The sequence below is a fragment of the Leptotrichia wadei genome (assembly GCF_007990445.1).
In the GTDB taxonomy this organism is placed as follows: Bacteria; Fusobacteriota; Fusobacteriia; order Fusobacteriales; family Leptotrichiaceae; genus Leptotrichia; species Leptotrichia wadei_A.
In genome coordinates this window covers 405,855-419,341 of sequence record NZ_AP019841.1, presented here as the reverse complement: position 1 = coordinate 419,341, position 13,487 = coordinate 405,855, and the positions used below count along the sequence as shown (strand labels likewise).

Annotated in this window: 11 protein-coding genes; 1 reads left to right on the top strand and 10 read right to left on the bottom strand. The window is 30.5% G+C overall.

Going from position 1 to position 13,487, the window contains the following annotated elements:
* Positions 1-6 precede the first annotated feature (6 nt).
* The 7 genes from FVE74_RS02155 to FVE74_RS12095 form a co-directional block, all read right to left on the bottom strand.
* Entirely contained in the window at positions 7-2,637 is a 2,631-nt protein-coding gene (locus FVE74_RS02155) for a molecular chaperone (protein ID WP_147002993.1), read from the bottom strand.
* Between the two features lie 201 nt (positions 2,638-2,838).
* Positions 2,839-3,753, bottom strand: a complete 915-nt coding sequence (locus tag FVE74_RS02150; protein WP_147002992.1) for a serine/threonine-protein kinase — start codon at positions 3,751-3,753, stop codon at positions 2,839-2,841.
* A 14-nt stretch (positions 3,754-3,767) separates the two neighbouring features.
* On the bottom strand, positions 3,768-5,168 hold the full coding sequence (locus tag FVE74_RS02145; RefSeq protein ID WP_147002991.1) for a hypothetical protein: 1,401 nt from the start codon (positions 5,166-5,168) through the stop codon (positions 3,768-3,770).
* A gap of 99 nt (positions 5,169-5,267) precedes the next feature.
* Positions 5,268-7,670, bottom strand: coding sequence for a PP2C family protein-serine/threonine phosphatase (locus tag FVE74_RS02140; RefSeq protein ID WP_147002990.1), 2,403 nt, complete (start codon positions 7,668-7,670; stop codon positions 5,268-5,270).
* Between the two features lie 30 nt (positions 7,671-7,700).
* Positions 7,701-8,357 carry an FHA domain-containing protein gene (locus FVE74_RS02135; protein ID WP_147002989.1) on the bottom strand — a complete coding sequence of 219 codons (657 nt, stop codon included), beginning with the start codon at positions 8,355-8,357 and terminating at the stop codon, positions 7,701-7,703.
* Between the two features lie 149 nt (positions 8,358-8,506).
* Positions 8,507-9,325 carry an FHA domain-containing protein gene (locus FVE74_RS02130; protein ID WP_147002988.1) on the bottom strand — a complete coding sequence of 273 codons (819 nt, stop codon included), beginning with the start codon at positions 9,323-9,325 and terminating at the stop codon, positions 8,507-8,509.
* Positions 9,326-9,473: 148 nt separating this feature from the next.
* Positions 9,474-9,923, bottom strand: a complete 450-nt coding sequence (locus FVE74_RS12095) for a DnaJ domain-containing protein (RefSeq protein WP_147002987.1) — start codon at positions 9,921-9,923, stop codon at positions 9,474-9,476.
* Positions 9,924-10,154: 231 nt separating this feature from the next.
* Between FVE74_RS12095 and FVE74_RS02120 the strand changes: the two genes are divergently transcribed.
* The gene (locus FVE74_RS02120; protein WP_147002986.1) at positions 10,155-10,382 is read left to right on the top strand and encodes a hypothetical protein; all 228 of its coding nucleotides are present in this window, start codon (positions 10,155-10,157) and stop codon (positions 10,380-10,382) included.
* Positions 10,383-10,547: 165 nt separating this feature from the next.
* On the opposite strand, the gene ruvA is transcribed toward FVE74_RS02120, so the two are convergent.
* From ruvA to FVE74_RS02105, 3 genes are all read right to left on the bottom strand, one after another.
* Positions 10,548-11,189 (bottom strand): Holliday junction branch migration protein RuvA, encoded by a 642-nt coding sequence (gene ruvA, locus FVE74_RS02115; RefSeq protein ID WP_147002985.1) that lies wholly within the window; start codon positions 11,187-11,189, stop codon positions 10,548-10,550.
* Between the two features lie 84 nt (positions 11,190-11,273).
* Complete coding sequence (gene murI / locus FVE74_RS02110; protein ID WP_147002984.1) at positions 11,274-12,059, bottom strand: glutamate racemase; 786 nt, start codon at positions 12,057-12,059, stop codon at positions 11,274-11,276.
* 71 nt (positions 12,060-12,130) lie between these two features.
* Positions 12,131-13,456 carry a D-alanyl-D-alanine carboxypeptidase family protein gene (locus tag FVE74_RS02105; protein WP_147002983.1) on the bottom strand — a complete coding sequence of 442 codons (1,326 nt, stop codon included), beginning with the start codon at positions 13,454-13,456 and terminating at the stop codon, positions 12,131-12,133.
* Positions 13,457-13,487 lie beyond the last annotated feature (31 nt).

Sequence of the window (13,487 nt, the reverse complement as noted above, 5' to 3'; positions counted from 1 at the left end):
CCTTTTTTAGTGATTTCCATCAAAATAGGAATTTTCACTTAAATTATCTTCATAAGGAAAATATTGCTTACGTCCAAGATAAAGCTGATCTGACTTTCTTTGGATTGGCACGACAAAAAATCCCCAGTTATTTAAATCAGTGTAAACGAAAAATCTAACTGTATCATTTTGAATTGTATCAGTATCATTTTGAGAAATAATATTTACAAATTCTGGCAAGATTTCCTGTGCATCCATTTCCTCATAGTCATCTTCATTTTTATAAATCATCTCTTTTTTGAGTTCCCCTTCAGCATTATAGACATAAATTTTGAGTTCTTCAGCTGAACTTTTTTTGTCAATTTGCCCAACCAAGATATCAGCCTTTCGTGAAGTCTGTATCATTTCAACTTTTTTCCCATCGTATTTTTCCACCCACACAGAATACGGCACAAGCGGCACTTCATTCACAATTTCCACATCTATATGCCCAAACCGCTTATAATCCAAATATTTTATAGCACCATCCAGACAGTTCAACTTCAGCTCATAATCATCACGATGGCTAAGTTCCTTGTATTCTATCATTTTTCCAGGCACAAATTCCTTCAGAACTTCCTGAAATGTACTAATTTTAGTCGATTGTCCGCTCAACTTTATCAACGAATACTCAAAAAGCAGCCCTTCCTTGTAATAAGTGTTCAAAAATTTTCTAAGCATTCCGTAAATATCGGCTTTTACAATTTTTTCTATTTCCTTTATTGTAAAAATATGTCTTGGATAATCTGTTACTGTGTTAAATATTTCATTTTCATAAGTGTGAATTTTCCAGCTTTTTAACTGCGTTATATGAATGTCATTCCTTTTTTCATAATTTCTAGGCGCATCAAAACGTGTCCGCAGTCTTCCATCAGATGTAAAAAATTCTTTTTTTAAATTTTCAGCAGCTTCCCAAAGCATATAAAAATTATTTCGTATTTTTTGATATTCTTCGCTCATTTTATTTTCAAATTGTGAATATTTTGTCGGTATTATTTTCTCATATTTTTCATATTCCAAATTCATATTTTCAAAAATTTTATCAACACCGCTGTCATCAATCACTTTATAAATCATATCATTATCATATTTTATCAAATCATTAACAGAAACAGTCCTATTCTCAGAATACTTTGCTCCCAGCACAATCTTCAAAAACTGCATAATCCTATAAGTCAAGTCATTTCCCCCAAAATTTTCATCTCCATTTTCAAAACTTGTCCTTATATCCAGATAATATGAAATCCTGTCCTTATTAATCACATATTTACAAGCTGCCAAATCAGTAGTTCCACCACCACAATCAATAATTAAAGCACTATATTCTTCATTTTCCTTATATCTCCCCTTCCTTATCTGTATCTCAATCGTATTATAAAGCACAGCAATAGCTTCATCCATAGCATTTTCACGAATAATTTCATATTCATAATTTTTTTCATAAGAACTTTTATTAAAATTATTTTCAACCATAAAAATTTCCTGAAACATTGTCAAAAACTGCTCTTTCAATTTTACAGGGCTGGAAGCATGAATTTTTTTAAATTTACATTTAAACATATATTCTGCACGATTTACAACATATTTCAAATAAGCCTTTATTATTTCCTTTCTTTTTACATACAAAATATTCCCAAACTCATCATTAATTTTTTCCATCTTATTATGCTCATGCACCCACCTTTTCAAACTATAAAAAATCGATCCATTAACAATATAATCATTTTTTTCCAATTTTCTTACCACATCATATCCAAACGAATACTTAATATTATTACTATCGCTACAATCTTCAACATAAACCAATGTTGGAAAAATCTCACGGTAATGCCTTTCCCCATCATCAAATTTCGCATAGTTTATCGCATCAATGACAATATTCCCATTCAAAATATCATTAGTCGGCAAATCCTTCACATAATTTCTATCCAGATATGCTCCCAGAGCTGTATTTACAGTCCCAAAATCAATACAAAGCGGAGTATTCGTAGTTTCCAGATTTTTTACAACAAAATTTTCAATTTCAACTTTATAATAATCCATCTGATACGGATAAAGCGGATATGGCTCATCTTCCTTCCAATTATAAAATTCATGAATAAATTTTAAGTCATTTTCTTTAAAAAATAAAAACGAAAACTTATTATTTCTCAATATCTCAACTCTAAAAAATTCTTTTTTACTAATCAAAAAATATTTATTCCTGCTCTTCAAATCCTTTTCCAGCTGAAAAATTCCACAAAGATAATTATTTGCATTTATAAGAAAGACATTTGCACTGCTCACATTTTCAGGAATCTCAATCTTATAATTGTCCTCCCTCATCAAATCAAGCTCCTTATACAAAATAATTTTGTGCGGTACTCGTATTTTATTCTCATGATGAATCCTCTCCCCAAGTTTACTGTCAAAAAGCAGCTGAACATTTACAAGCCCATTTTTTTTATACTTGTCAATACAATAATTAGCCTTCACTCCCCGATATTTCATCAAAAGTGTAATAAGCTCCTCTCTCGTAGGCGTTTCTAAATGCACATCCACCAGCTTTTCCTCAATCGCAATCTGATACATCTCATAATAGGATTTTCTCCGCAATTCTTCCTCATAAAACAATTTCATCTCTATATTTTCCCCTTTATTTATTGAATTTGTAAAAATCTAAACTTTTTATATAATTCTAACAAAAAATCTCTATGCCGATAAATTCATACATTTACATAAAATTATATACTTTTTTATACGAACTATATTCTAATACTAAATCTAATTTAAAAAATAGAAGATATATTTTATTTATTGTAAAGGTGATAAGTCCCTTCGCTAAATAGAATTTAATAATTCTAACTTTTCAATCATTTCCCTGACACTTCCAAATCTTTTTTTCCTTTCAAATTCCAATCCTTTTTTTATTATTTTTTCCACTTCCTTAAACTTCCCAATTTTCTCAAACCCTAAAATCACTTCTCTTGCAAATTCCAATTCTGGCTTATAAAACCTCTTAACTGCCCCACTAATTTTCTTCCCACAAAGCATAAAATACAAAAGTGCCGAAAGCGAATAAACATCAGCTCTTTCATCAATCTGAACCTTTTCTGAATAAACTTCAATCGGCGAATACCCTTCTGAAACCTCAATAAAATCAACCTTTTCCCCTTTTCTCAAACTTGATCCAAAGTCAATAATTCTAATATTCCCCCTAATATCAACCAAAATATTTGATGGCTTTAAATCACAATGAATAATCCCCTTTTTATGGATTTTACAAACAGCCCTTGCAACTTTAAGAAATATTTTCAAAATATAATTTATATTTATTTTTTCATCTTGAACCTTATTTTCCAAAATATACTCTTTCAAAGTAATCCCAAAATATTCCATAACAATATAATTTGTTCCATTTTCACTAAAAAAATCCAGAATTTTAATAACACCATTTTTAATAAGATTATTTTGAAATTTTCCCCTATTTCCCTTAGACTTCTTTCTAAATTTCTCCAAAATACATTTTTCCTTCCAAAAACATCTCTTTAATCTCTCAAAATCTTTCCTATATTTTTCCGTAAAAACTTCCTTCCCATCTCTCATAACAATTTTTTCAGGATAACACTCCTTAATAACAACTTTTTCCCCTAAATTATTTTCAGCCAAATAAATATTAGAAAAATCACTCTTAGCCATATAACTCACAATCTTATATTTCCCATTCAACATCGTTCTCTTTAATAAAAAATCCATCTCACTTTTCCCTTTTATACTTTCTTCAAATTATTTCCATTCCTATCACGCCCCAAAATTTTCCAGTTCCTCTCAATTTCCTTATCAAGTTGTGAAAGTTTGTTATTTTTTAAATTTTGATCTTTTTTAAAACTTTTATTATTTACGTTAAAATTTTTTTTATTTTGATTTTTTTCATTTCCAGCAACTTTTTCCCATCTTTTCTGACTTTTTTCCTTCTTACCCATTTTCACTTTGCTTACTTTATTTTTTTTAATTTTTCTTTTTCCATCATTTTCTTCAATATTTTGAACTACTTCTAAATTTCCCGCATTTTTATTTTTCCCCTCCACACTTTTAATTCCATCTCCTGCTTTTTTCTCTCCTTCATCTCCATCTTTTTCCTCAGCACTCTCAACATTTTCCAGCCCAATTTTATCTTTTCTCATTATTTTATTTTTTTCAATTTCCATTTTTTCAATCAAATTATTTTCCATCAATTTCGCCTTTTCCCCAATTTTTCCAGCTACCACACTTTCCAAATTTTTTTCCTTCCTAATTTTCAGATTCCCCCTTTGAATATTTTTCCCCACGGAAATAAACAAAAATAAAAATATTATCATTAAAAACGTATGCTTTACAGCTATTTCCCTTTTCTTATTTTCTCTGTCAACTTCCCTTTCCAATTCTTCATCACTATCTTCCATTTCAACATTTTCCACAAAAATCGACAAAAATGGTATGACTTTTTTTAATTTCACTTCAGCAGCCTTTATTTTCCTGCTTAAATTTTTCTCAATATTCTCCTTACTTTTCAAATCAACAAAAACTTCCTCAATCTCATTCTCATCAACATTTTTCCAAAATTCAGGACTTCCAGCCAGCAAATAATCATTTTTTCGTAACTTTACTCTCTTAATTTCCTCTCCACATATTTTATCCACAATCCTATTTTCCCGATACAAAGCAAGCTCCGTTTTCCCCATATTTCCCGCAATCATGTCATCTTTGTCAATAATAACAACAATTTGCGAATAAAAATTTTTAGAATCAAAATCTTTTTCATTATTTTTTTCAACTTTAAAAAACTTACTTTTCTCAAAAATTACTTTATCTTTAGAAGATTGAATAATTTTTTTCATATTTTCCGTTGAAAAACCACCATTTTCCAAATATTTTTCAATAACTTTATGAACTCCAGCCTTTGCCAAATTCTTCCTTTTTACATTCTTTTTATTTTTTTTACTCTCAATACCGCTACTTCCTATTTTTCCCTCAATTTCCACATTTTCTCGTCTCTGAATTTTTTCCTCAAAATTAGCAATGCACCAGATTCCCCTGTTCCCATTCGGAATATATGCCGAATACGTATTTTTTTCAGCAATTTGTGCATATTCCTTAAAAAAGAAAGTTTTTAATTTTATGCTTTTTACCATTTTCCCCTCCTATCCTGTATCATTTTCCATTTAAATAGTGAACTGTCATAATTTTTTAATTAATGCTATTGTTATTCGATTTTTAATCTTAGCTTTCGCCTAAAAAATCTTCCAGAACTGCCACCATTTCTTATTTGCTTTTTTCACAGCCCTTTTCAGTTCTTTCCCTATTTTTTCCAGTTCATCTTGCTTTATTCCAACTTTTTCCAGTTTTTCCTTTGCCTGCGTAAGCTTTTCCATAGCATCCTTCCATTTTTTATTTTTAAGATCCTCTTCTCCCTTTTTCTTCAGCAAATATCCTTCACTTTTTTCAATTTTTTTATTTAAACCTTCAATCTTAGCCACTTGATTTCCAAAATTACCATCAGTATTTACTTCTTCCAAAATTTTCTTCGTTTCCTCGTATTTTGAAATACTTTCCTCAAATTTTTCATCTAATTCCAGCTGATCCGCCTGCATTTCCAGATTTAAGGCATTTTCCATTTTTCTTGATATTTCTTCCCGCTTTTGCCTTTCTATCTCCATTTGTTCCTGCTGTGCCTTTATTTCTGCTTCTCTTGCCTGTAATTGCTGCTGCAGCTGAATCTCCTGCTGTCTTAGCCTTTCTGAATATTCTGTTTCTTGAGATTTTAATTTTTCCGAATATTCCAGTTCCTTTTCCTTCAGTTTTTCAGCATTCTGGCTTTCAAATTTAATAAATTCCTGTGCCTGGCTTATATATTTTCCAACAGCATTTACATTATTTGCATCTTTCATTTTTTGATAAATATTTTTAGCCTGTGTCAAAATTCCTATTGCCTGTGCTGGATTATTAGCCGTAATTTGCGAAAGCCCCTCTTGAACAAGATTATTAGCAGTTTGTAAATCAGCATTCTGCTGAGAATTAAGCTCCTGTATCTTATTGTCAATCTCTCCCACTTTCACAGTATCTCCAAGTATCTGGTACATCTGCCGTGCCTGATAATATGCCTCCCTAGAAGAATTAATGTTGCTCTGTGCCAATGAATCCCCTTTATTTTCTGCAAGCATTGCCCCATTATATGCCGTTTTTTCCTTGTCCGCTATTTCCTCTATCTTTTTCTCAATTTGTGAAACATAATCCGCCTTTCCATTTGCCAAATACATATCTGCCGCATTTTTGTAACTGACTTTCGCCAAATTGTAACTTCCTTCATTAACCGCATTATCCCCAGCCATTTCCAAAGCCTTCGCCTCCTTCAGGTTCACACCCGAATTAATCCGTGAATCCAATGTTGCTAAAATTTCTTCTGTATTCAACTCATCACGTTTATAAGTATTGTCATTCAGATTATATTTAGCCTGCTGATACTTCTCATTTGCCTCATCATAATTTCCATTGTTAAACAGATCATTTCCTTCATTAATATCTGAAAATGCCTCCTTAATCTTTTCAGTTTCTCCAATTTTTTTATTTATTTCATCAATCTTTTTATTCGCATCGTTCCTTTTTTTCTCTGCATTTGTAAAAAATCCAATCACACCTCTGCTTTTTGGCTTTAATTTCTCATATTCCCCAATTTCCAATTTTAAATTATCAATCGAATTATTAAAATTCTTTTTCAAAATTTCCTCATCCGCCAGCTTTTCATACTGTGTCGCCGCCTGTAAAATCCCATTTCGCCTTTTCACATTCCAAATTACAATAAATAAAATAATCACAACAACAATCATTATTATCAAAATTATTTTTTTTATCAATTTGCTTCTATCCTTTTCCATCGGCTCTGGACTTGCCACCGCCTGCACTTCCACCTGTGCAATCGTATAATTTTCAATATTGTCCCTAAGCGAAGCGAGTATTCTCTTTTCCAATGAATTCAGCCATTGCTTTTTATCCTCAAATCTAGACAAATCATTTTCCATATCATGTTCATCAATATTTTCCCAAAATCCCACGGTTGTCAAGCAAAAAATATCTTTTTCCATAAGCTCTACAGGGCTTTTTATAATATTCGGCTTAATTTTTCCAAAATCCCCAATTGCCTGCAGTAAATCATTTCTCTGCCTATGAAATTTCATATCCGATACATTTAACGCTTCTTCATCCACCAAAAGCTGCGCTATCGTATCATCTTTACTTTGAGAAACAATATATCCGCCTCTAATATGATAAAATCTAGTATTTCCAACATTTCCATATAAAATTGAATTATAATTGCTTATAACGATTAAAAGAGAAGTGTGCATAAGAGAATATTTTTTAGCTTCTTCCTGTTTTTCCTTAACCTTCAAATTGGCATAATCCATCATTTCCTTAATAACGTCATAATTAAATCGTGGACGTAGCATAAAATATTCAATTACAGATTCTACAGCAATCCTTGCCGCAACTTTTGCCCCATCTTCCTCATCAAATCCATCAGCTGCAGCCCAAATCGCATAATTATCCAGCAAAATATATCCAAAATAATCACTATTTTCAGCCTTCGTTCCAGCCTCGCTCAAAAATTCCGTAATAAATTTTGCCTCATCCTTCCTCATTTTTCCACTTCTCCCCTTAATTTCATTAACTTATAAATTTTCTTCATAATCTTCAATTTTTACTTCCAAATCCCCATTTTTACTATTTCTATTCACAAAATTCATATTTCCAGCTGTTTTTTCATCAGCCAAATTTTCATATCTTTTTCTCAAATTTTCATCCCTGGCTTTTTCCTTCTCCCAATCAAAATAATCTCCACACAAATTTACAAATACAAATTTGCTCTCCCCCATTTCCACAACCGAATAAGCCCTCAATTCCACCGTATTATAAACAGCTTCTCCATTTAAATAAATCAATCCATTGGAATCTCCAGGAGTTAGCATAAATTTCCGCTGCTTCGGATTATAACTTATCGAACAATGATTTTTCCTTGAAATCATAGTATCCCCTGAAATCTGGATGTCCATATTTTCCCCACGTCCAATAAAGTTCCGTTCACTCACAATTCTATAATCCTTCCCCTTATCATGCCCTTCAATACACGTAAGCCATCCCACAACAGGATCCACCGTGCTGTCCTTTGACCAGTAGGCAGTAGTTCTATCCTCATCTTCCATTTGTTCAACTAAATTAATTTTATCATCTTGAACTTCTGTTTCCAATCCTTCCGATTTACAGTAGGGACACGAACTATATCTGGAAACATCGTATATATGCCCATTTTTACATCTATCTAATTTCATTTTAAAATAATCCTCCATTTTTTATCTTATCTATTTATGAAAACCTGCAATGCTAAACTTCATGAAAAAACATAAATTTTATTCTTACTCTCTAATAAAAATTTTAATCCCTGGCTTTTTGAAATTTCCACTTTTATTATTGCCTTTTTTTATTTTAATAATATTTTTGTAGTTGCCAAGTAAATTATATCGCCTGACTCCACTTTTACAGGTATATTTTTTTTTAATTTTATTTTCCGCTTATCCAGATTTCTTTCAATTCCGCTCCCATTTTGCGAACCCAAATCCTCATAATACCAAATCCCATTGACTCGATTTAAAATTCCATGAGCCCTGCTAACTAAATTAGAATAAATTCCATCACTTACATCAATATCAACCCTATTTCTAGGTGTCTGTTTTCCAATCAAAAGAGAAGTCGCTCTTCCAACTTTCCAAATTTTCATATCATAATCTTCAGAATCCTTCAAAAATATATGCTCAATCTGACTTTTCTCCAAATCCTCTATTTCCTTCACTTTTTCCAAAAAAACATTATGTTCCCTTTCCCTGTCATTTTTTATATTCCTAATTTCCTCTTGAACTTCCACCTTTTCAAAAAATCTTTCCACAATAAGCAAATAAAGTGTAACTCCAATATAAATAAAAATCGAAAAATAAAGACTTTTTGCAGAATATCCTGAAAAATGTACAAAAATAAACGTAAATATCAAAACCATCATTATTAAAATATTTTTCACATTAAAAAATTTATAACTTTTCTGATTTCTAGCATTTAACTTTCGTTTTTCATATTTTTTAATCCCTCTGTCAACTCCCAAACTGCTTCTTTCACTTCTACTTTTTCCACTTTCCCTCATTCGTGCAATACTTCTAAGCCTTTCCAGCCGATAAATACTGCCTCGTCCAAACGGCCGTCTAAAAATACTTCTAAAATTTGACAAAAATCTTCTAATTCCCCATAACATTTCCTTTTTTCCTTCCCTCAATTTATCTTTTTTATAGTAAAACTGCCTTAAAACTGAACTCAAAAACTATGACTATTTTACTTAAAACATAAATTTATATAATTTTTAATAATATTAAACTCAAAATTTCTTATAAAAATTTATAAAGTTACCCCAAATTATCATTATTTTTTTTCTTTACATCAAAAAACTGATCAAATCTACTTTTAATATTCTCTTTTTCAGACCTTGCCCTTTTCTCTCCCTTTTTATCCATCCTAAAACTATTTTCAAACATCCCTCTCATTTCCTTAGCACTTTTAAAAAAATCCCTTCCAAAAGTAAAGTCATTTTGAGAAAATTCATCCTTGACATTTTCCTTTCTATTCTTATTTCTTCTTTGACTCTGAACATTTTTTCTTTTATAGTCATACTCTTCCCTTTTCTTTTCATCCCCAAGAACCTCATAAGCCTCAGTTACCTCCCGAAATTTTTTAGTAGCATTTTCATCCCCCGAATTCCTGTCTGGATGATATTTCATCGCCAATTTCCTATATTTTTTCTTTATTTCTGAAATATCAGCATTTTCAGATACACCTAGCACTTCATAATAATTCATTTTTCTTCCTTTTTTATTAATTAATATTTAATATTAATTAAATAATACTATATTTTTATATTTTTGTCAATATATTTTTAATTTAATTTTAAAATAAATAATTTGAAATTTCACAAAAAAGTCATAAATTTTACATATTTTTGTCAAAATTAAATGATATTATATATTTGTTCAAGAAGAGATATGAACAAAACAAAAAAATAAAGATAAATCTGAATGGAGATGATTAATATGAATATGAAAAATACTTTTAAAAAAATGGTTGCAATTTTGGGAATTACAGGAATATCAATTGTATCTTTCGCCATGCCGCCCAAGCCCAAAAATCCAAAGCAAAAAGCGATGATCGTTCAACCAAAAAGAAAAATAACTAATAAAAAACCAGAAAAGAAACGAACTGCAAATTTTCAAGAAAAAAGAAATAATAAAAAGACTATGGTAAAAAGACATGGTAAATAATTAATAATAAATCTATTCCTTGATTTTAAATGATAAGATTAGAAAGATTTTTTTAGCAAAAAAATATGTACCTAAAAACTTAATTTTAAAGTAAAAAGTTTAAAGGTACATTTTTTATATATCATATTTATTTGTAAAACCAAAAGGACTAACATTTTTGCAAAACTATTTTTTATTTTGAATCTTTTGCAAAACTATTTTTATAGCCTCGCTAATATCCTTTAATTGAGCCAATTCACTATCTTTTATCCATTTGGAAATATCAGTATTTGTATATCCTAAAGATTCCAAGGCTAATTTTAGATCTTCCTTCATTAGTGAAATTTTAGGATCAAAGGATTCTGAAGTTATCAGTTTTCCGTTCGATAGATTGCTAGTTTCTTCAAGCATTTCCGATATATCTATTTTTTTCACTTTATCCTTCAGATCCAGTATTATTTTTTGAGCCTTTTTTATTCCAAGCCCTGGAACTCTTGTAAAAATTTTAGACTCATCTTCCGTAACAATTTCAATAATTTCCCTCATATTAAAAGTTGATAATATCGCAATTGCAAGTTTTGGCCCTACTCCGCTTATGCTTATCAAAGCCTTAAAAAGTTCCCTTTCATTTTGTGTTTTAAACCCATAAAGCGAAATATCATCTTCCTTCACATTCGTAAAAATATATAATTTTTCATCATTCCCAATATTTCCTATTTTTTCAAATGTTTTCAACGATATATGAATTTTATATGCCAATCCATTTATTTCTAATGCAACATAATCTATTTTTTTTATTGCTAATTTTCCTGAAATATATTCAAACATTTACACCTTTTCTCCATTTTTTATATTCTCTATTTAATAAAAATAAGACTCGTTTATTTATTCTGACTTCTCGACAAATAACATCTATAATTTTACCAATTCAACTTTTGGAATATCTTCCTCCAAAAACATAATTCCAATTTCCTTAAATTTTTCCTGCCCATCTGTCACATAATATTTTACTTCTTCATCTTTTTTCGCATCATTTTTTAAAAATTCATTTTGCTCCAAAATTTCCTTCAAATCCAAAGCTGTTTCTTTTGCTGGATCTACAATTTTTATATCTGGATAAATTTTACTTATGGCATCTTTTAACAAAGGATAATGAGTACATCCCAATATCAAAGTATCTACTTTCCCCTTAAAATCATCAAGATACGTTTTTATTATTTGATTTACCAGCTTACCGCTTAAAATCCCCTCTTCCACCGCCGGAACAAAAAGCGGGCAAGCCTTTTGAAGCACCTCCACTTTTTTATTAAAAAGTTTTATTTCCTCTTCATATTTTCCAGACTGTATAGTCGCCTTCGTTCCAATTACACCGATTTTACCATTTTTTGTCGCTTCTATCGCCGTTCTCGCCCCAGCTTCAATTACTCCAATAATCGGAATTTTAAAAGTTTCCTTCAATTCCTTTAATGCAAGTGCAGTGGCTGTATTACAAGCTACTACAATAGCGCTCACATTTTTTTCCAGCAAAAATTCAACGATTTCCTTTGAATATCTTATAATCAGTTCTTTTGTCTTTTCACCATACGGAACTCTTGCCGTATCTCCAAGATAATATATTTTTTCATCTGGCAAAACTTTTCTAATTTCCTTTAATACAGTAAGCCCTCCAATTCCTGAATCAAATACTCCAATAGACATTTTTTTTCCTTTCCGTTATCCATTTATTTTAATAAAATAAAATTGAGCCGTTATAAAAACAGCTCTTTTTATTATTTCATAATTAACTCTCCACTATAAGTCAATGTTCCATCAGTTGCAATATAAGTTCCTACAATTTTACCCCTGCTATTTTTATTCACTCCTGAATTTAAGTTTACTGTATAAGTCAAATTTGGTCGTTGAGTTGCAGTTATTTCCACATCTTTTGTAGGATATAAATTATATTTATTTTCACCTATTTTTGCTACTGCTACTATATCATTTCTACTTATAATTTTCATTTTCCTTGCTGGATTATTATTTTTACCAAAAATTGAATTAAAGAACTGCTCTATTTTATTGCCCTTCTGATCAGTGTTATTTTCAGCATTACTGTTATTATTGGACTCATTATCATTATTGAAACTATCACTATTGCTATTTTGGCTATTGTTATGATTACGTCTATTTTTACTGCTGCTATTGCTGTTATTATTACTTCCATTATTATTGCCTGTATAAGCATAGCTGTTTCCGCTATTTTTCTTTGCATATCCATCTATATAATAATCATTTATTTCTCTTGCCCCAATTGCATTTCTATCCTTCGCATGATTTGAACCTAAAATGACAGCTATCATTCTATCATCGCCCCTATTTGCCGTCAATACAATATTTGAACCTGCAGCATCGTGATAACCTGTCTTTAATCCGTCTACTCCTTGCACATTTCCCAAAAGAGTATTTGTAGAAGTCACTTTTGTATTTCCATTGTCAATGTAATCTACTTTATTTTTTGAAAAATTTAAATAATCGCTATAATCTTTTAACGTTATTTGAGCTAATTTATACAAATCACGTGCATTTCCCTGATCCATGCAAGAACCTGTATAACTAGGCGGCAATCCGTTTGGAGAACAATATCTAAGCGAATCTAAGCCATAACTTCTTGCCTTTTCATTCATTGAACGTACAAAACTCGGCACATCTCCTCCCACATATTCAGCAAGTGCATAAGCAGCATTATTTGATGACTTTATAATTGTAGCCTTTAACAAATCCCTTACTGTATACTGTTTTCCAGCAGTCAATTTTACCCCATAAGGAACTGAAGCCGCTTTTGATGAAACTGTTACCTTATCATCGTATGAAATTTGCCCTGATTTTATTTTATCTAATGTCAATATTGATGTCATAATTTTTGTAACTGATGCCAAAGGTCGAACTGCCAAACTGTTGTCTTCCTTTATAATATTTCCATTTACATCTCCAATTAACAATGCCTTGTAATCATGATAATTCTCGCCATCAGCAAATGAAAACGCCGACATAGCCAAAAATGCCATAGACAACACCATTTTTTTACTTTTAATGCCAATTTTTACTTTTTTTCTCATTTCCTTTTCTTTCCTCTTTTCATATCTGATA